The following is a 16,101-nucleotide window of genomic DNA, read 5'->3' as shown; positions in this document are numbered from 1 at the left end:
CAACGACACGGCAACTGGCGCCCCGCTTTGGGGCGCTTTTTTTGTGGCGTGATATACTCAGCTCTGCTGATTCCCGGATGACCATGAACCTCTTTTTCAAGTCAAAGCCGAAAATCCCGGCATCGACCGTGATCGAGATCGACGGGCAGGCGGTGATTGTCACCGTCCGCGTGCATGCGCGGGCGCGCAGCTATCGGCTGTCGATTCCCCATAATGGCGGGCCGGTGTTGACGCTGCCGCCGCATGGCAAATGGGTCGAGGCCGAGAATTTCCTGCACCGACAGCACAATTGGCTGGCGGCCCGGCTGAAGCGGGCGCCCGAGGCGACGCCGTTTACCGATGGCGAAGTGGTGACGCTGCGCGGGGTGGAGCACCGGATCGTGGCGACCGGCAAGCTGCGCGGGCGGGTGGAACTGGCCGAAATCGACGGCGCGCCGGCTGTGCTGGTGCCGGGGGATGCGGCCCATCAGGCGCGGCGGCTGACCGACTGGCTCAAAAGCGAGGCGGAGGCCGATCTGGTGCGCCAGAGCGCCATACATGCCGCCCGGCTGGGCGTCGTGGTCAAGGCGGTCAAGCTGCGCGAACAGAAGAGCCGCTGGGGCTCGTGCTCATCGAGCGGGAACATCAATTACAATTGGCGCCTGATCCTGGCGCCGCCCTTCGTGCTGGATTACGTGGCCGCCCATGAAGTGGCCCATCTGGTGGAAATGAACCATTCGGCGGCGTTCTGGGCGACGGTCAAGCGGACGCTGCCCGACATGGAGCGGGGCCGGGCGTGGCTCAAGGCGCATGGACGGCAGTTGATGGCTTATGGGGGTAGGTGGTAGGCCCAGTGGCACGACCTCGTCCTTTGACAGGCTTAGGATGCGGCGGCCTACTGTTGGGCCGTACATTACGAGTAGACCTCATGGTGAGCTTGCCGCCTACAACATGGCAGCATTCTGCGCCTCCCTCCCCCTCGAGGGGGAGGGCGCCGACCGTGCCAGCCGCTACCGCCCGAACGCCAGGATTGCCACCAGGCCTGCGGCGCCGACGGCAATGCGCCACCAGGCGAAGGGGGCAAAGCCGTGCTTGGTGACAAAGCCGAGCAGGTATTTGACCACGATGGTGCCCACGACGAACGAGGCGGCAAAGCCGATGGCGATGTTGAGCCCCAGGCTCATGTCGATCAGTTCGCGGCTCTTGTAGAGGTCATAGCCGAAGGCACCCACCATGATCGGCAGGGCGATGAAGAAGGTGAATTCGGCCGCGCTGCGCTTGGTCGCGCCAAACAGCATGGCGCCCACTACGGTGGAGCCCGAGCGCGACACGCCCGGAATGAGGCTGAGCATCTGGAACAGCCCGACAATCAGCGCCAGATGCCAGGGAAACTGGTAGATATCGTCGTATTTTTCCTGCTTGGGCATGCGATCGACAATGAGCAGGACAATGCCGCCGATGAGCAGGCTGATGCAGATGGTGATCGGGGATTCATAGATCACCTGCTGAATGTATTCGCGCGCCAGCACGCCCACGATAATGGCGGGCAGACAGGCCAGGATCACCCCGATGGCAAAGCGCCAGGCATAGGCCTTGCCGGTCAGCGCATCGCGGATCAACAAGCCCAATTTGGCGAAATAGACGGTGATGACGGCCAGGATTGCCCCCAGCTGGATCAGCACGATGAAGGTGGCCGGCTGGCTCAGGCCAAAAAAATGACCGGCCAGCAGCAGGTGGCCGGTGGAACTGACAGGCAGGAATTCTGTAAGGCCTTCGAGGATTCCAAGGATCAGCGGCACAAAAAGACCTTGATCGACGTTCATTTGATCTCCTAAGTCATTCCGACGGGCCTCTCCCTCGGCAAAGCTCTAGCGCTGTTCGCGTCATGCGCCAAGCCGCGGCGGGACACACGGCTCCAAAACAACAAGAGCGCAATTGCCCATGCCGACATTGCTCCATCATCCCCTGGATCCGTCTTCCCGCATTATCCGTCTGATGTGCGCCGAATATGGCGTTCCGCTCGATATGGAAGAGATCAAGCCCTGGCTGCGCACGCCCGAACTGCTCGAACTCAATCCGGCCGCGACGCTGCCCATCTTCATGGGGGAAGATGACATTGCGGTGATCGGCATCCTGGCCAATATCCACACCATCGAAGACCTCTATACCCCCGCCATCGTGGCCGGACTGATCCCGCCCGATCCGGGCTCGCGCGCCGAAATGTGGCGGCTGATCGAATGGGTCATTTTCAAGCTCAATGACGAAGTGACCCGCTATGTGCTCGAGGAAAAAATCTTCAAGCGCGACCAGCGCGGCGCCACCCCCGACCCCGCCGTGCTGCGGGTGGCCAAGGCGAACCTCAACGAGCACATGCTTTATTTCAACTGGCTGTTCGCCACCCGCTCATGGCTGGCCGGCGACATCATGACCCTGGCCGATTTTGCTCTGGCGGCGCATCTGTCCACGCTCGATTATCTGGGCGATATCGATTGGGGCAAGGCGGGAGAAACCCGCGACTGGTATTCCCGCATCAAATCCCGCCCCGCCTTCCGCACCCTGCTCAACGACCGGGTCGTCTCCATGCCCCCGCAAAAGGGCTATGCGGATCTGGATTTCTGAGTCTTTGCCGCCGGGTGCGATAATGCAGTAGACCTCATCCTGAGCCCGTCGAAGGACGAGGTCGTGGCGAGATCGGAGGACCCGACCTCGTGGTTCGACAAGCTCACCATGAGGTCTCATTGGGTGCTGCAACGACATTGCCAGCCGAAAAACTGATCGCCGAGCTGCGCGCCCGCGCCACGGCGTTGGGCTTTGACAGCTTTGGCATCGCCCCGGCGAGTGCGCGGCCCGACTTGCCGCAAAAGCTGCAGGCGGCGCTGGAGGCTGGCTGGCATGGCGATATGGACTGGATGGCCGAGACCGCCATTCGCCGCGCCAGCCCCAGCGAACTCTGGCCTGAGGTGCGCTCGATCATTCTGCTTGGCGTGAATTATGGCCCCGAAAGTGACCCACTCGCCATTCTGGGCGAAAAATCGCTCGGCTCCATTTCCGTCTATGCCCGCAATCGCGATTATCACGAGCTGATCAAGGGCAAGCTCAAGGAGCTGGCGGGCCTGCTTGCCCGCCGCGCCGGGGCCGATGTGAAGGTGTTCGTCGATACCGCTCCCGTCATGGAAAAGCCCTTGGCCGAGGCGGCGGGGCTGGGCTGGCAGGGCAAGCATACGGTTCTGGTCAGCCGCGAATTCGGCTCCTGGCTGTTTTTGGGGGCTATTTTCACCGCGGCCGAATTGCCGGCAGACAAGCCACATGCCGAAAGCTGCGGCTCCTGCACGCGCTGCCTCGATATCTGCCCGACCAAGGCGTTTCCTGCGCCGTTCCAACTCGATTCGCGGCGGTGCCTCGCCTATCTCTCGGTCGAGCATAAGGGCCCCATTCCGGTCGAGTTCCGCGCGCCGATGGGCAACCGCATCTATGGGTGCGATGATTGCCTGGCCGTCTGCCCCTGGAACAAATTTGCCAGCGTCAGCCGCGAGGCCAAGCTGCGCGCCCGCGAAGACCTTGAACGTCCCGCCCTGGCGGATCTCGCGGCGCTCGACGATGCCCAGTTCCGCGCTCTATTCGCTGGCTCCCCGGTCAAACGGATCGGCCATGGCCGCTTCCTGCGCAATGTGCTGATCGCCATCGGCAATTCGGGCGATCTGTCGCTGGTGCCGTTGGCCCAGGCGCGGCTCGATGCCGAGGACCCGCTGGTGCGCGGGGCTGCCATCTGGGCGCTGCGAAAACTCGATCCGGAGCGGAGCGAGCGCTTGCGGCTGGACTATTTGCCCGCCGAAAGCGACAAGAGCGTGCAAGCGGAATGGACCGGGGATATGTGAATGCGCGCCTTCTTTTTCGGCTTGGGCTTTTCCTCCCAGGCAGCGGCTTTGGCCCTCAAGACGGCCGAACCCGGGATCAGTATTTCAGGCACTGTGCGCACGCCCGAAAAAGCTGATGCCCTCGCCGCCTCGGCCGATCATGTCCACCTCTTCGACGGCACGGCTCCCGGCCCTACCCTGGGTCCGGACCTGCAGCAGGCCAGCCACCTCATCCTCTCCATCGCCCCCGGTACGGATGGCGATCCGGCGCTGCTGCAGCACCGGGCTGATCTCGAAGCGGCACAGAACCTGCAATGGCTCTGCTATTATTCCACGGTCGGGGTCTATGGCGATTTTGGCGGTAATTGGATCGATGAAACCGCCCCGCTCGTGCCGCGCAATCAGCGCAGCGATCGCCGCCTGTCGGCCGAACAGGCCTGGCGCAATTATGCCGCACGGCGCGGCGTGCCGCTGACCATCCTGCGGCTGGCCGGCATTTACGGCCCCGGCCGCTCGGCTTTCGACAAGCTGCGCGACGGCACTGCCCATCGCATCGTCAAACCCGATCAGGTGTTCAACCGCATTCATGTCGCCGATATCGGCCGGGTCACTGCCTTGGCCGCCCGGCAGCGCCTCGATGGTACCTTTAATCTCGCCGATGACGAACCCGCGGCGCCGCAGGACCTGGTAACCCACGCGGCCAAGCTGTTCGGCGTGGAGCCGCCGCCCGCGATCGATTTCGACACGGCCGACCTCACCCCCATGCAGCGCAGCTTTTACGCCGACAATAAGCGCGTCTCCAATGCCGCGATCAAGCGGGCTTTGGGAATCGAGCTGCTCTATCCCAATTATCGCACCGGCCTTGCCGCAATTCTGGAGAGTGAACAACCATGAGCGCGCCCCAGCCCGCGAAATCGGCGCCCGAACGCATTGTGCTTGAAGGCCGTTATACCAGGCTCGAGCCGCTTGATCTGCACCACACCGCCGATCTGTTTGCTGCCTCGATCGGCGAGGGCGCGCCCGAGCGCTATCGCTGGCTGTTTGAATATCCGCCGCAGAGCCAGGCTGATGTCGAAGCCTGGATCGATCGCGTGCTTCTGCTGGACGACCAGGCCTGGGTGGCGGTGATCGACCGGAGCAGTGGGCGGGCCGTTGGCCGACACGCCTGGCTGCGCATTTTCCCCGAGCATGCCTCCATCGAAATCGGCGGCGTCTATTGGGGGCTGGCCATGGCCCGTTCGCGGGTGGCCACCGAAGCGCTGTTCCTGTTCGCCCGCCACGCCTTCGACGATCTGGGCTATCGGCGCTTCGAATGGAAATGCAACGCGCTCAACCTGCCTTCGAAGGCGGCAGCCGAGCGCTTCGGCTTTCAATATGAGGGGCGGTTCCGCAAAGACCGTATCTTCAAGGGCCAGAGCCGCGACACGGATTGGTATTCCATGATCGACGATGAATGGCCGGCCCTGCGAGCCGAATATGAGCGCTGGCTGAGCCCGGACAATTTTGACGCCGATGGGATGCAGAAGAGCAAGCTGCAGACGCGGTAGTTTGCTTCGCTCCCACCACCTCCACAGGGTCATTCCGGCGCAGGCCGGAATCCATGCTGTGAACTCAGTTGGTGCGGCGAACCTTCAGCATGGATCCCGGCCTGCGCCGGGATGACATCGTGGGTGGGATGGGATTGTGCGATCCGCGGGGCCTAAATCCCCTCCACCAGATGCATTACCGCATCCCGCAGCCGTGCCAAATCCTCGTCCCGGCTCAGCCGGTGATCCCCATCGGGGATCAGGGTCAGCGTCACCGGATCGTGCAGGATATGGGTCACCAGCTTGATCGCCTGGGCCTGGGGCACGTCGGGGTCCTGCCCGCCCTGCAATATGGTCACCGGACAGCCCGTTTCGATCACGCTGCCGAATAGCAGGTGCTTTTGCCCATCTTCGATCAGCGCGCGGGTGATGCGGTAGGGAGTGTCGGAATATTGGCTGGGCTGGTCGATATGGCCATGGTTCTGCAGGCTTTCATGCTCGGCCGGGGTAAAGCCGGGCAGCATCAATTCGCGCGTCATGTCCACGGCCGGGGCAATCAGCACCAGACCCGTGCAGCGATTGTCGCCGCGGCGCCGTAGGGCCTGCACCAATAGCAAAGCCAGCCAGCCGCCCATGGATGAGCCAACGATAATCTGCGGCCCACTGGTGGTGGCAAACACCGCTTCGGCCTCTTCGAGCCAGCGGCTGATCGTGCCGTGGTCGAAGTCGCCGCCCGAGGCGCCGTGGCCGGAATAATCGAACCGCGTCACGCAAAGGCCCTTTTGTGCGCCCAGACCATCCAGCGCCATCGCCTTGCTGCCCGTCATGTCGGAGCGGAAACCGCCCAGCCAGAACAGGCCCGGACCCGTTCCGGGGCGCTGTTCGACCGCAATATCGCGGCGCGCAGCATCCGAACCGACTGCAAGGGAGAAAGCGTTGATGGTGGACATAAGGCCGGCACTCTGCGATTGACTGGGCGGAAGCGTTTCAACAACGCAACAGGGCGCAATATACCCCGTTTGCCAGTTGACTTATGTTCCCGCTAACACGATTTTATGGCCGATTTCACCACTTGGCTTAACAATACAAGGATCCCTGCCATTCGCCGTCCCATGAGACCCGTCGCGCCCCAGAAAGATGGGCCGCTCTCGAACGAGGATATTGCCAGCCCCGACGTACAGCTGATCGATGCCGAGGGTGAAAACCGCGGGATCGTCAACACCCGTGCGGCTCTTGCAGAAGCGCAGGAGCAGGGCCTTGACCTTGTCCTGATTTCTCCGAACGCCCAGCCCCCCGTCGCCAAGATGCTCGATCTTGGCCGCTTCAAATATGCCGCGCAGAAAAAAGCTGCCGAGGCGCGCAAGAAGCAGAAGGTGATCGAGGTCAAGGAAGTCCAGCTGCGTCCCAATATCGATACGCACGACTACGAGACCAAGATGAAGGCCGTCCAGCGCTTCCTCGACGATGGCGACCGGGTCAAGGTGACCATGCGCTTCCGTGGCCGCGAAATGGCGCACCAGGAACTGGGCATGCAGCTGTTGATCAAGGTCAAGGACATGATGGAGCCCGTGGCCAAGGTCGAAAGCCAGCCCCGTTCCGAAGGCCGCCAGATGGTCATGGTGCTGGCGCCCAAGTGAGCGCTCGGCCAAGCTAATGCAAAAAGGCAGGTCCCAAGGGGCCTGCCTTTTTTCTTTTTTGACCCTTTGGGCCGGTGTGGGAGATGCGGTGGGCTAACCCAGCGCCGCCGCGACATCCCTCGCATAGGGAATGGCGGGCTGTGCGCCGGGCTTGAGACAGGCGAGACTCGCCGCCACCGCCGCGCGCTTCATGGCCGCTTCGAGATCCAGGCCGCTATCGAGCCCCGCCGCCAGATAGCCGCAGAACGTGTCGCCGGCGCCCACCGTATCGACCGGCTTGACCTTCATGGCCGGCACATGGATGAAGCCGGTCCGCGTTGCCGCTTTCGCCCCATCGGGGCCAAGCGTCACGATCACCGTCTGGTCATGCCTGGTCGACCATTCCAGCATGGCGGCATCGAGCAGGTCGATCCCCGTACCGGTCAGCAGGCCAAATTCGGTCTCGTTGGCGACCAGGATGGCGGCCTTGGGCGCGATGGCCTTGGTGCTGTCGAGGAAGGGCGCGGTGTTGAGAATTGAGGTGACATTCTGCGCCCGCGCCAGGTCCAGCGCCCGCTCGGTCGCGTCCTGGGGGATTTCCTGCTGCAGCAGCAACACCGCGCCATCGCCCAATCCGGCCAGCGCCTTGTCGGCATCGGCCGGGGTCAGCGTGCCATTGGCGCCGGGCAGCACGGCGATGACATTTTCGCCATGGCTGTCGACAAAGATCATGGCAATGCCGGTCGGGCCGCTGGAAATTTTGAGATCGCTGAGATCGACGCCATCCGCCTTGAGCAATTCGAGCGCCATTTCGGCAAAGGCGTCGGCGCCCACTGCTGAAAAATGCCGCACTTCGGCGCCAGCCCGCCGCGCCGCCAGGGCCTGATTGGCCCCCTTGCCGCCGGCCGCCATCGAGAAGGTGCCGCCGGCAACCGTCTCGCCCGGCTTGGGCAGGCGGCTGACCGTGCCGACCTGATCCAGATTTGTTGAGCCGAAAACGGTGATCATATGGGGCCTCCCTGGCGCATTATGCGGCGGCTTTTAGCACGGTATTGAAATTGCGCGAGGTCCAGAGCCGCTTGCTGCCAAAATGTTTGCTGACCTGATCCATGCCGAGGCCAAACCGCCCATTGGGTAGGCGAAAGGCCAGCATGAACACTTCCCGCTCGGTCAGGTCGACCACTTCGAAATCGCCGGCAATGCCGCAGGGCATGGGCAGGGTGCGCGCATCGGGCTCGGCCAGGAACGTCACATAAAGCTTGGTATCGGCATCCTCGAGGCGGCCCTTGAACGGATCGCGCGCCACCAGCGCCCGCATCTCCTCCTGGCTGCGCAGCACGGTGCCGATCTCGAAGCCGAAATGGCGTTCCAGTGCCGCCTCGATTCTGTCGCGTTCAGGCGCCTCGCCATCGAACAGCACATTGCCGCTGGCCAGCAGGGTTTTGACATTGGCAAAACCCATCGCTTCGAACGCTGTGACAAGGTCCGCTGATTTGACCTGCCGTTTGCCCAGATTGACGCCGCGCAGCAGCGCCACGTGGCGGCTCACGGCTTTCCCTTTTGCGGATAGACCGTCTCGCCCCGCTCCAGCATGGCGACGAGATCGGCAATCTTTTTGGCGCGCCCGGCCGGGGTCTTCATATTGTGGGTGCGAAAGGTCAGCGCGAACCGGTTCTGCGCCGACAGCGTCTGATAGGCCGCCTGCGCCTTGGGGCTGGCGGCGATGGCGGCCAGCAGCTCGGCGGGCGGCTCCATGCTCATCGTATAGGCGGCGTCCCAGCGCCCGTCGGCCTTGGCTTTTTCGACCTGGGCCAGGCCATGTTCGGTCATCTTCCCGGCGGCGATCATGCGGGCAACATTGTCGCGATTGATCTGGCTCCACACGCTCTTGCCGCGGCGCGGGCAATAGCGCTGCACGAAGGAGACATCGTCCCAGCTCTTGCGGATGCCATCGATCCAGCCCCAGCACAGCACCGCGTCGATCGCCTCGACCGGACTGATGGTCGGGATGCCGCTGGCCTTTTTGAAAATGCGGATCCACACTTCCTCGGCGCTGTCATGATTGGCCTTGAGCCAGTCATAGAAGGCGTCGAAATCGGCAAATTCCTTGACGCGGTCGGGATGGACGACGACGGGCGCCATCTAGACCTCCGCCACGCCGGCATCAGCCAGGATGACTTCGAGCCTGGGGTCGAGCAGATCGGCCACCGGCAGGGCGATGCCAAAAATATCGCTCAGCACTTCGCGCATTTCCACGACACTGGTCAGCAATCGCTGCTCGGGCTCGCCCTCGAGCGGTTCAATGGTCAGGCGGTTGTTCAACAGGCTGATGCGCTGCCCCTTGGGCGACAATGCCACCCGCAATTGCCTGGTGAAGGGCGAAGCCGGATCGCCCGCGAGCACTGCGTTGAGCGGTTCGTAATCGGCGTCGGCCCGTTCCTGCGTGGTGAAGCTATAGAGCACGCGCCATTCGTCCCCCAGCTTCACCTCGAGCCGCCATTCTGGATCGCCCCCGGTGAGGCGATAGGTTTCGTGCGGGGTCTGTTGCTCCACATCGGCGCGCAGGCGCAGCGGCGCGGTCAGCGTTAGTCCGCCAAAGCCGACATCGGCAATATAGGTGGCCGCATTGATATCGACCGCGACCAGCATATGGTCGGGCCGCTCCTTGATCGCCTCAGGGTCATTCCACAGCACCTTGGCGGCCAGCCCGCGCACGGGATAATCGAGCTCGGCCAGCATGCGCTTGAGCAGCATATTGTGCTCGAAGCAATAGCCGCCCCGCTTTTCGCCGAGCAGCTTCTTCTCCAGGCTCTGCTGGTCCAAAGCCACCGGCAGGCCGAGCAGGGGGCTCAGATTTTCAAACGGGATGGCGGCAGGATGCAACGCATGCAGCAATTCCAGTGTCGCCAGGCTGGGCGCAATCGATCCGGCAAATCCGATTCGCTCGAAATAGGCGTTGAGATTGACCTTTTGGCTCATCGGCCACCCTTGAGGCTGTTTCCGTCGCCGGCGCAATATGGGCGATGAAGGTGGGCTTTGTCACTCTGGCTCGCAGGCTTTCCTGCCCCAGCCATGGCATTGCTATTGTTTTCAAACGCAGGTAAATAATGCGCCCGACCTTGATTGTAACTACAATAGTAGGTACATTTCATGCCATATGAATGGGACGAGGCCAAGAACCGCGCCAACCGGCTCAAGCACGGTATCAGCTTTGAGGAAGCGCAACTGATTTTCGCCGGTCCGGTCTTTTCCTGGGTCGATACCCGTCTCGACTATGGCGAGACCAGAATTGTGAGCATCGGCCTGATAAGCGGAATCGTGGCGGTCACGGTGGTGCATACCGACCGTAATGGCACCACTCGCATCATCTCAGCGCGACTGGCCAACCAGCGGGAAAGGACGATTTATGACGACCATCTCCGATAAACGTCTGGCCGAACTGGCCAAGCGCCGCGACGAGCAGATCGACTATAGCGACATCCCCGAACTGGACGAACAATTTTGGGCCAATGCCCAATTGGTCGAGCCGGACGGCACGCAGCAGGTGACATTGCGCGTCAAGAAGTCAGTTCTCGAGGCCTATAAGGCCACCGGCAAGGGCTACCAGACCCGCATGAACGCGGTGCTGGAATCCTATGCCAAGACCCTGCGGAAATAGGGTGGGTCAGCCGGCATAGGCCACCCAGCCTTTGAAACTGAGCCCGGCATAGAACAGGCTGACACCCGAAAATCCCGCTTCACGCAGCATGGCTTCTTCTTCATCGGGCGCCAGAATGGTGAGCCGGCTGCCGATGGCCTGCCGGGATGCTTCGAGCTGGGCCGGGTCCGTCCCTGGAGCGGCCGAATAGGCGACGTGGCGGGCGATCCACTGGCTGCGCTCCGGCTCGCTCTGGGGAAAGCTGATATGGACCAGCAGGAGAGGCGCGCCGGGCTTCAGGCGGCGGCGGATCTGGCGGAGCGTCTCCAGCCGCTCTGCGCGCGGAATAAAATGGAAGGTGAGGAGACACGTGGCGCCGTCGCATTCTCCATCCGGGGCGCCCTCGATATAGCCATGATGCAATTGCATGCGGCCGGCATGCGGCTCGATGGCCTGTTTGGCCAAGGCCAGCATATCGGCCGAGGGATCGACGCCCAGGAAGGACCAGCCTGGCTGCGCCTCGGCCAGTGCCTTGAGCTCCAACCCGCCGCCTGCGCCCAGCACCAGCACGCGCCCATCTGCCGGCACTCGTTCCGCCAGCAGCAGCGCCACCATGCGATGCAGGCTCGCAAAACCCGGCACCTGCCGCGGTGGGCCCTCGGCATAGGCGCTGGTGGCGTGGCCATCAAAGGCGTTCGGCTTCATACGCATGACTCCACTCGACATTAAATGTAACTTATAATGTTACATGACTGGTTCGAGCGTCAAGCCGGCCGAAATCTATCGAAAGCGAAGCGCCTGCCACGGTGTCATCCCGGCGAAAGCGGGGACCTCCGTTTGAAATTGCTGGATAAAATAGAGGTTCCCGCTTTCGCGGGAATGACCCTGTGGGAAGAGAGGCCCCTCCCGGAGGAGGGCAGCGCCCAGCCCCTACTGCGCCTTGCGCACCCGGATGACCACGTCGACATGGCTCACCTTCATGCCCTTGGGGGCGTCGGGGAGGGCGGCGAATTCGACGGAGCTGGCGGGGATGTCGATCATCCGCTGCTCGTCTTCCACATAGAAGTGGTGGTGGTCGGAGGTGTCGGTATCGAAATAGGAGCGCGAGGCATCCACCGCCACCTCGCGCAACAGGCCCGCTTCGTGGAACTGGTGCAGCGTATTGTAGATGGTGGCGAGCGAAACATTGACGCGCGACTGGCTCGCCTCGTCATGCAATTGCTCGGCGCTGACATGGCGGTGCGGGCCGCCGAACAGCAATTCGGCCAGCGCCACGCGCTGCCGGGTCGGACGGAGACCGGCCATGCGCAACACGGCCGTAAGGCAGGGCTTGCGCGAGGGAACGGACCGGGCGGTCTGGGTACGATCTGACATTGGGTCCTTTTACTTCACCAAAGGGCCGGAAAACCTAAGCTCCTTATAGCTATGGCGGCTTTTTCGCACAAGCGTCACAGGCGCCGCAGGGGCAATGGTGCGGCCAAAGGCGGTATGGCGGCTCTATTGACCCTCCGGGCCGCCCTCTATACGAGACGTGCCCTAGGGTTAACCGAGGGACTTTTGATGGCCGATCGGCAGAGTGCATTTGGGTATGAAGAGCTTTTGGCGCATGGCCGCGGCGAATTGCCGGGCCAGATGGATGCCCGCCTGCCCGCCCCGCCCATGCTGATGTTCGACCGCATCACCCAGATCGACGAGACCGGGGGCGCCTATGGCAAGGGCCAGGTGCGGGCCGAGCTCGACGTCAATCCGGACCTGTGGTTCTTCAAATGCCATTTCATCGGCGATCCGGTGATGCCGGGATGCCTGGGGCTCGACGCGGTGTGGCAGATGACCGGCTTTTTCCTCGGCTGGATCGGCCAGCCCGGCAAGGGCCGCGCCCTTGGCGGTGAAATTAAGTTTACCGGTCAAGTGACCGATGATGTCAAATTGGTCGAGTACGGTATCGACATCAAGCGCGTCATGCGCTCTCGTCTGACGCTGGGCATTGCCGATGGCTGGGTCAAGGCCGACGGCAAGGTGATCTATGAGGCCAAGGACCTGCGGGTGGGCCTGTTCAGCGATAGCCAGCTCAAGGACCAGAAGGGCGCCTGATGGCTTGGGGCGGACAATCCGCCTCACTTGAAAACCGATACGAAGCGCCCAGCTTAAGGGCGCCCCGAACTTGACGGAGCGAGGTTGCAATGAGACGAGTTGTCGTCACCGGCATGGGTATCATTTCCTCGATCGGCAATAGCCTGGACGAGGTCACCGCCAGCCTAAAGGCCGCCAAGCCCGGCATTGTGTTTGCCGAGGACCAGGCCGAACTGGGCTTCCGCAGCCAGGTCAAGGGCGATCCGCACCTCGATCCGTTCGAATTGCTCGACCGCCGTGTCACCCGCTTCATGGGCCGTGGCGCCGCCTGGAATTACCTGGCCATGCAGCAGGCCATTGCCGATGCAGGGCTCGAAGAGAGCGACATTTCCAACCCCATGACCGGCATTGTCATGGGCTCGGGCGGCTCCTCCACCCGCACCATTGTCGAAGCGGCCGACACGACCCGCAAGAATACCAGCCCCAAGCGCATCGGGCCGCTCGCCGTGCCCAAGGCCATGGGCTCGACCGCCTCGGCCACATTGGCCACCGCGTTCGGCATCAAGGGCGTCAATTATTCCATCACTGCCGCCTGTGCGACCTCCAAGCATTGCATCGGCAATGGCATGGAACAGATTATGCTGGGCAAGCAGGACGTGGTGTTTGCCGGTGGCCATGAAGATCTCGACTGGACGCTGTCCAACCTGTTCGACGCCATGGGCGCCATGAGCTCCAATTTCAACGACACGCCGGAAAAGGCCTCGCGCTGCTATGACGTGGCACGCGACGGCTTTGTCATCTCGGGCGGCGCGGGCGTTCTGGTACTCGAGGAATACGAACACGCCAAGGCGCGCGGCGCCAGGATCTGGGCGGAACTGGTCGGCTATGGCGCGACCTCGGACGGCCTCGACATGGTCGCCCCCTCAGGCGAGGGCGCGGCGCGCTGCATGCAGATGGCGCTGAAAAATGTCGGCCCCAAGGTCGACTATATCAATCCGCACGCCACCTCGACCCCGGTGGGCGACCTCAAGGAAATCGAGGCCATCCGCGCGGTCTTCGGCGATGCCGGCAAATGCCCGCCCATTTCGGCCACCAAATCGCTGACCGGGCACAGCCAGGGCGCCACCGGCGTGCATGAAGCGATCTATTCGATCCTGATGATGAAGCATCGTTTCATCGCGGCCAGCGCCAATATCGAAAATCTCGACCCGGCCTTTGAAGACATGCCCATCCTGCGCCAGCGCCGCGACGATGTGGATCTGGGTGTGGTGTTGAGCAATTCATTCGGCTTTGGCGGCACCAATGCCGCGCTGGTGTTCAAGCATATTGATGCTTAGTCTACCCGCGAGGCACTAGAAGTGGGCCCCCTCATCCGCCCTTCGGGCACCTTCTCCCACGAGGGGAGAAGGGGGCTTGGTGGTTAGGCTGAACGCGGAGCCAACCCTCGCCCCTTGTGGGAGAGGGACAGTGATTTCTTCGTCCAGAAGAAATTACAGGGTGAGGGGTGCGATGCTTCCGCAAGCACCGGCCTAATACGAAAACTCCGAAAACCGGGCATCCTTGCCATCATAGGTCAACACCCGCCCGATCAGTGGCGTGCCGATGCCGGTGATGAGCTTGATGGCTTCCATGGCCATCAGCGTGCCGATCACCCCGGTCAGCGGCCCCAATATGCCGGTGGCCTCGCAGCTTGGCAGGTCATCATCGCTGGCGTCCTCGGGATAGAGCGCGGCAAAGCCGGGTCCACCCGGCGCGAAGACCGTGACCTGGCCGTCAAACATCGAGACGGCGCCGGAGACCAGCGGCTTGCCCAGGCGCTCGGCTGCTGCCGCCACGATGCGGCGAGTAACCAGATTATCGGTGCCGTCGAGCACCAGGTCATAAGCCTCCACCAGCCGATCGACATTGCTGGCATCCAGCCGCTCGGCATGGGGCACGATGCCGGCATGGGGATTGAGCCCCTGGGCAAAGGCGGCGGCGCTCACCACCTTGCCGGTGCCGATGCCCGCCGTAGTGTGGATCACCTGCCGCTGCAGGTTGGAGAGCGAGACGCTGTCGTGATCGACAATACCCAGCGCCCCCACGCCCGCTCCCGCGAGATAGGCGATGACCGGGCTGCCCAGCCCGCCGGCGCCCACTACCAGCACGCGGGCGCGTTGCAGTGCCTGCTGGCCGCCCCCGCCCATGCCCTTGAGCACCAGGTGGCGGGCATAGCGGCGGCTTTCCTCGGGCGAAAACACCATGCTAGTCGCCCAGCGGCACGGCGATGAAGCGCCGGTCGGGCCCCTCAAAGCCGCCGGGATAGACAGCGACAATGGCCACGGCCTTGTCGATCTCCTGCGCCCAGAAGGGCTGCAGCACCGCATAGAGCCGATATTCCTGCGCACAGCCGCGCGATTCGGGGATGCTGTCCTCGTCATGCACCAGGCGCGCGTTCTCACCCTCGCTCAATGTCAGCTGATAGCCCATGGGCGGCATGCTGAACCAGTCGGCGCAGGGCAGCGGGGAGGTGACGATATGGCTGGCCAGGCTGAGCCGATAATCGCCGCGCGGCTCGTCGCGGCCATAGCCGGGCAGGCCGAAATTCAACTCACCCGGATTGCTGTCCAGCGCACCATCGCCATTGAGCGCCAGCACTTCGACCGCCCCATCGATCCCCAGCCGATCCAGCACCGGCTTGGCCTGGCGTTGCGCCCGTTTGCGGACTTCGGCCAGGCTAATGGTCTCGTCGTCCACTCGGATGCGGACTGGGGTATCCTTGACCCAAGCGTCGCGCGCCATGTCGATCACATAGAGATTGGCATAGGCAAAGCCCGAGCCATCCTGGATGCCGAATTCCTCAAAGGCAAAAAAACCGCCATCCTCGGAAAAGCCGATGAAGTCGATGCCCGCCCGATCACCGGCCCAGGCGGGCACGGCCAGCAGCATCAGCAGGGCGCTAGCCCAGGCTACGGCCAGTCGAGCCAAATCCATTGGCGCCGCGTTCCGTTTCATCCAGCGTCTCCTCAAGCCTGAACCGCACGTCACTGACCGGCGCGACCACCATCTGGGCGATGCGGTCGCCGCGCCGCACCGCGAAATCATCTTCGCCCAGGTTGATCAGGGGTACCATGACCTCACCGCGATAATCGGCGTCGATCGTCCCGGGCGCATTGAGCACGGTAATGCCAAACTTGACCGCGAGGCCGGAGCGCGGCCGCACCTGCGCCTCGTAGCCCTCGGGCAGGGCCATGGCAAAGCCGCAGGGCACCAAGGCCCGCTTGCCGGGCGCCAGCACCAGAGTGTCGCCTTGGGGCAAGGCCGCGACAAGGTCCATCCCCGCCGCCCCCGCGCTTTGCCGCGCCGGCAAGGGCAGGCCCTCGCCATGGGCAAGCCAGACCAGACCGATGGAAAATGGGGCCTCAGCCATCACTGCACTC

Annotated in this window: 21 protein-coding genes; 10 read left to right on the top strand and 11 right to left on the bottom strand. The window is 63.1% G+C overall.

Features of this window, described 5'->3' with window-relative positions; all coding sequences use genetic code 11:
* Nucleotides 1–77 precede the first annotated feature (77 nt).
* Nucleotides 78–827 carry a M48 family metallopeptidase gene (locus tag N8A98_RS08590; RefSeq protein ID WP_262170655.1) on the top strand — a complete coding sequence of 250 codons (750 nt, stop codon included), beginning with the start codon at nt 78–80 and terminating at the stop codon, nt 825–827.
* A gap of 162 nt (nt 828–989) precedes the next feature.
* Here N8A98_RS08590 and N8A98_RS08585 read toward each other — a convergent pair whose 3' ends face one another.
* Nucleotides 990–1,802: an undecaprenyl-diphosphate phosphatase gene (locus N8A98_RS08585; RefSeq protein WP_262170654.1), complete on the bottom strand. Its 813-nt coding sequence runs from the start codon at nt 1,800–1,802 to the stop codon at nt 990–992.
* Between the two features lie 118 nt (nt 1,803–1,920).
* On the opposite strand from N8A98_RS08585, the gene N8A98_RS08580 reads away from it, so the two are divergent.
* The 4 genes from N8A98_RS08580 to N8A98_RS08565 all read left to right on the top strand — a co-directional run bounded on the left by N8A98_RS08580 (nt 1,921) and on the right by N8A98_RS08565 (nt 5,380).
* On the top strand, nt 1,921–2,598 hold the full coding sequence (locus N8A98_RS08580; protein ID WP_113121910.1) for a glutathione S-transferase family protein: 678 nt from the start codon (nt 1,921–1,923) through the stop codon (nt 2,596–2,598).
* Nucleotides 2,599–2,717: 119 nt separating this feature from the next.
* The gene (gene queG / locus N8A98_RS08575) at nt 2,718–3,854 is read left to right on the top strand and encodes a tRNA epoxyqueuosine(34) reductase QueG (protein WP_390888817.1); all 1,137 of its coding nucleotides are present in this window, start codon (nt 2,718–2,720) and stop codon (nt 3,852–3,854) included.
* Nucleotides 3,855–4,727: an SDR family oxidoreductase gene (locus N8A98_RS08570; protein ID WP_262170652.1), complete on the top strand. Its 873-nt coding sequence runs from the start codon at nt 3,855–3,857 to the stop codon at nt 4,725–4,727.
* The gene (locus tag N8A98_RS08565) at nt 4,724–5,380 is read left to right on the top strand and encodes a GNAT family N-acetyltransferase (protein WP_262170651.1); all 657 of its coding nucleotides are present in this window, start codon (nt 4,724–4,726) and stop codon (nt 5,378–5,380) included. The genes N8A98_RS08570 and N8A98_RS08565 overlap by 4 nt, the downstream gene beginning before the upstream one ends.
* Before the next feature lie 152 nt (nt 5,381–5,532).
* On the opposite strand, the gene N8A98_RS08560 is transcribed toward N8A98_RS08565, so the two are convergent.
* Entirely contained in the window at nt 5,533–6,309 is a 777-nt protein-coding gene (locus N8A98_RS08560) for an alpha/beta hydrolase (RefSeq protein WP_262170650.1), read from the bottom strand.
* Nucleotides 6,310–6,459: 150 nt separating this feature from the next.
* Here N8A98_RS08560 and infC point away from each other — a divergent pair, with 150 nt between their 5' ends.
* Nucleotides 6,460–6,996 carry a translation initiation factor IF-3 gene (gene infC / locus N8A98_RS08555; RefSeq protein ID WP_262171927.1) on the top strand — a complete coding sequence of 179 codons (537 nt, stop codon included), beginning with the start codon at nt 6,460–6,462 and terminating at the stop codon, nt 6,994–6,996.
* Nucleotides 6,997–7,089: 93 nt separating this feature from the next.
* On the opposite strand, the gene N8A98_RS08550 is transcribed toward infC, so the two are convergent.
* The 4 genes from N8A98_RS08550 to N8A98_RS08535 are packed head-to-tail and all read right to left on the bottom strand — an operon-like array spanning nt 7,090 to nt 9,954.
* The gene (locus N8A98_RS08550) at nt 7,090–7,983 is read right to left on the bottom strand and encodes a ribokinase (RefSeq protein WP_262170649.1); all 894 of its coding nucleotides are present in this window, start codon (nt 7,981–7,983) and stop codon (nt 7,090–7,092) included.
* A gap of 19 nt (nt 7,984–8,002) precedes the next feature.
* Nucleotides 8,003–8,524 carry a DUF1697 domain-containing protein gene (locus tag N8A98_RS08545; RefSeq protein WP_262170648.1) on the bottom strand — a complete coding sequence of 174 codons (522 nt, stop codon included), beginning with the start codon at nt 8,522–8,524 and terminating at the stop codon, nt 8,003–8,005.
* Nucleotides 8,521–9,117, bottom strand: a complete 597-nt coding sequence (locus N8A98_RS08540) for a YdeI/OmpD-associated family protein (RefSeq protein WP_262170647.1) — start codon at nt 9,115–9,117, stop codon at nt 8,521–8,523. The genes N8A98_RS08545 and N8A98_RS08540 overlap by 4 nt, the downstream gene beginning before the upstream one ends.
* The gene (locus N8A98_RS08535) at nt 9,118–9,954 is read right to left on the bottom strand and encodes an arylamine N-acetyltransferase family protein (RefSeq protein WP_262170645.1); all 837 of its coding nucleotides are present in this window, start codon (nt 9,952–9,954) and stop codon (nt 9,118–9,120) included.
* Between the two features lie 171 nt (nt 9,955–10,125).
* Between N8A98_RS08535 and N8A98_RS08530 the strand changes: the two genes are divergently transcribed.
* Together N8A98_RS08530 and N8A98_RS08525 are read left to right on the top strand one after the other, a co-directional pair.
* Nucleotides 10,126–10,401 (top strand): BrnT family toxin, encoded by a 276-nt coding sequence (locus tag N8A98_RS08530; protein ID WP_262170644.1) that lies wholly within the window; start codon nt 10,126–10,128, stop codon nt 10,399–10,401.
* Nucleotides 10,382–10,633 carry a BrnA antitoxin family protein gene (locus N8A98_RS08525; protein ID WP_262170642.1) on the top strand — a complete coding sequence of 84 codons (252 nt, stop codon included), beginning with the start codon at nt 10,382–10,384 and terminating at the stop codon, nt 10,631–10,633. The genes N8A98_RS08530 and N8A98_RS08525 overlap by 20 nt, the downstream gene beginning before the upstream one ends.
* A gap of 6 nt (nt 10,634–10,639) precedes the next feature.
* Here N8A98_RS08525 and N8A98_RS08520 read toward each other — a convergent pair whose 3' ends face one another.
* Nucleotides 10,640–11,317, bottom strand: a complete 678-nt coding sequence (locus N8A98_RS08520) for a class I SAM-dependent methyltransferase (protein WP_262171926.1) — start codon at nt 11,315–11,317, stop codon at nt 10,640–10,642.
* Between the two features lie 225 nt (nt 11,318–11,542).
* On the bottom strand, nt 11,543–11,917 hold the full coding sequence (gene irrA / locus N8A98_RS08515; RefSeq protein ID WP_262171925.1) for an iron response transcriptional regulator IrrA: 375 nt from the start codon (nt 11,915–11,917) through the stop codon (nt 11,543–11,545).
* A gap of 255 nt (nt 11,918–12,172) precedes the next feature.
* Here irrA and fabA point away from each other — a divergent pair, with 255 nt between their 5' ends.
* Nucleotides 12,173–12,703 carry a 3-hydroxyacyl-[acyl-carrier-protein] dehydratase FabA gene (fabA, locus tag N8A98_RS08510; protein WP_113121920.1) on the top strand — a complete coding sequence of 177 codons (531 nt, stop codon included), beginning with the start codon at nt 12,173–12,175 and terminating at the stop codon, nt 12,701–12,703.
* A gap of 89 nt (nt 12,704–12,792) precedes the next feature.
* The gene (fabB, locus tag N8A98_RS08505; protein ID WP_262170640.1) at nt 12,793–14,019 is read left to right on the top strand and encodes a beta-ketoacyl-ACP synthase I; all 1,227 of its coding nucleotides are present in this window, start codon (nt 12,793–12,795) and stop codon (nt 14,017–14,019) included.
* A 192-nt stretch (nt 14,020–14,211) separates the two neighbouring features.
* Here fabB and N8A98_RS08500 read toward each other — a convergent pair whose 3' ends face one another.
* The 3 genes from N8A98_RS08500 to dut are packed head-to-tail and all read right to left on the bottom strand — an operon-like array spanning nt 14,212 to nt 16,091.
* Nucleotides 14,212–14,925 carry a HesA/MoeB/ThiF family protein gene (locus N8A98_RS08500; protein ID WP_262170639.1) on the bottom strand — a complete coding sequence of 238 codons (714 nt, stop codon included), beginning with the start codon at nt 14,923–14,925 and terminating at the stop codon, nt 14,212–14,214.
* A gap of 1 nt (nt 14,926) precedes the next feature.
* Complete coding sequence (locus N8A98_RS08495) at nt 14,927–15,655, bottom strand: DUF2259 domain-containing protein (RefSeq protein WP_262170637.1); 729 nt, start codon at nt 15,653–15,655, stop codon at nt 14,927–14,929.
* Nucleotides 15,621–16,091, bottom strand: coding sequence for a dUTP diphosphatase (dut, locus tag N8A98_RS08490; RefSeq protein ID WP_262170636.1), 471 nt, complete (start codon nt 16,089–16,091; stop codon nt 15,621–15,623). Before dut ends, N8A98_RS08495 begins: the two co-directional genes overlap by 35 nt.
* Nucleotides 16,092–16,101: the final 10 nt, after the last annotated feature.

The sequence above is a fragment of the Devosia neptuniae genome (genome assembly GCF_025452235.1).
Taxonomy (GTDB): domain Bacteria; phylum Pseudomonadota; class Alphaproteobacteria; order Rhizobiales; family Devosiaceae; genus Devosia.
The sequence above is the reverse complement of the archived record's forward strand: the minus strand, read 5'-3'. Positions and strand labels throughout refer to the sequence as shown.

Excerpts from the sequence above, each read along its gene's own strand:
- N8A98_RS08590 (WP_262170655.1), top strand. The coding sequence starts at position 78 with ATGACCATGAACCTCTTTTTCAAGTCAAAGCCGAAAATCCCGGCATCG.
- N8A98_RS08585 (WP_262170654.1), bottom strand. The coding sequence starts at position 1,802 with ATGAACGTCGATCAAGGTCTTTTTGTGCCGCTGATCCTTGGAATCCTC.
- N8A98_RS08580 (WP_113121910.1), top strand. The coding sequence starts at position 1,921 with ATGCCGACATTGCTCCATCATCCCCTGGATCCGTCTTCCCGCATTATC.
- N8A98_RS08570 (WP_262170652.1), top strand. The coding sequence starts at position 3,855 with ATGCGCGCCTTCTTTTTCGGCTTGGGCTTTTCCTCCCAGGCAGCGGCT.
- N8A98_RS08565 (WP_262170651.1), top strand. The coding sequence starts at position 4,724 with ATGAGCGCGCCCCAGCCCGCGAAATCGGCGCCCGAACGCATTGTGCTT.
- N8A98_RS08560 (WP_262170650.1), bottom strand. The coding sequence starts at position 6,309 with ATGTCCACCATCAACGCTTTCTCCCTTGCAGTCGGTTCGGATGCTGCG.
- N8A98_RS08550 (WP_262170649.1), bottom strand. The coding sequence starts at position 7,983 with ATGATCACCGTTTTCGGCTCAACAAATCTGGATCAGGTCGGCACGGTC.
- N8A98_RS08540 (WP_262170647.1), bottom strand. The coding sequence starts at position 9,117 with ATGGCGCCCGTCGTCGTCCATCCCGACCGCGTCAAGGAATTTGCCGAT.
- N8A98_RS08535 (WP_262170645.1), bottom strand. The coding sequence starts at position 9,954 with ATGAGCCAAAAGGTCAATCTCAACGCCTATTTCGAGCGAATCGGATTT.
- N8A98_RS08530 (WP_262170644.1), top strand. The coding sequence starts at position 10,126 with ATGCCATATGAATGGGACGAGGCCAAGAACCGCGCCAACCGGCTCAAG.
- N8A98_RS08525 (WP_262170642.1), top strand. The coding sequence starts at position 10,382 with ATGACGACCATCTCCGATAAACGTCTGGCCGAACTGGCCAAGCGCCGC.
- N8A98_RS08520 (WP_262171926.1), bottom strand. The coding sequence starts at position 11,317 with ATGAAGCCGAACGCCTTTGATGGCCACGCCACCAGCGCCTATGCCGAG.
- irrA (WP_262171925.1), bottom strand. The coding sequence starts at position 11,917 with ATGGCCGGTCTCCGTCCGACCCGGCAGCGCGTGGCGCTGGCCGAATTG.
- fabA (WP_113121920.1), top strand. The coding sequence starts at position 12,173 with ATGGCCGATCGGCAGAGTGCATTTGGGTATGAAGAGCTTTTGGCGCAT.
- fabB (WP_262170640.1), top strand. The coding sequence starts at position 12,793 with ATGAGACGAGTTGTCGTCACCGGCATGGGTATCATTTCCTCGATCGGC.
- N8A98_RS08500 (WP_262170639.1), bottom strand. The coding sequence starts at position 14,925 with ATGGTGTTTTCGCCCGAGGAAAGCCGCCGCTATGCCCGCCACCTGGTG.
- N8A98_RS08495 (WP_262170637.1), bottom strand. The coding sequence starts at position 15,655 with ATGGATTTGGCTCGACTGGCCGTAGCCTGGGCTAGCGCCCTGCTGATG.
- dut (WP_262170636.1), bottom strand. The coding sequence starts at position 16,091 with ATGGCTGAGGCCCCATTTTCCATCGGTCTGGTCTGGCTTGCCCATGGC.